This window comes from Roseateles sp. P5_B10 (assembly GCF_056400485.1).
In genome coordinates, this window is record NZ_JBFULE010001634.1 from 1 (window position 1) to 585 (window position 585).

At 65.9% G+C, this 585-nt stretch carries 1 protein-coding gene; it reads right to left on the minus strand.

Annotated features, from left to right (window positions below; all coding sequences use genetic code 11):
* Positions 1-585 (minus strand): enoyl-CoA hydratase-related protein (locus AC1DU6_RS35030; protein ID WP_477863153.1); only part of this gene is annotated, 585 nt, incomplete at both ends.

The following is a 585-nucleotide window of genomic DNA, read 5'->3' on the forward strand; positions in this document are numbered from 1 at the left end:
GTATTCGCGCTGCTCGGTGATGGCCTGTTCCAGCGACACCGCCATGCCCTTCTGAATCGCCTGCTTGGAGGCGCGGATGGACATCGGTGAATTCTGGCAGATCGTTTCGGCCCAGCGCAGTGCGGCGTTCAGGGCTTCGCCCTGCGGCACCACTTCGTTGACGAAGCCGAGCTCATAGCCTTCCTGCGGCTTCACATGGCGCGCGGTGAGGATCATGCCCATGGCGCGCTTCATGCCGATCTGGCGCGGCAGTCGCTGCAGACCGCCCGCGAGTGCAGCAAGGCCGACGCGGGGCTCGGGCAGGGCAAAGGTCGCATTTTCCGCAGCGATGATCAGGTCGCAGGCCAGCGCAATCTCGAAGCCGCCACCCATGGCGACGCCGTTCACCGCAGCGATGAYCGGCTTGTCGCAATCGAAGCGCGCAGTGAGGCCCGCGAAGCCCGACGTGTTCCAGCCGCGCTTGCCGCCGGCGGCCTGCCATTTCAGATCGTTGCCGGCGCAGAACGCCTTGTCGCCGGCGCCGGTGACGATCGCCACCCACTGTTCGGGATCGCTAGCGAAGTCGTTGAACACCTCGTGCAGCTC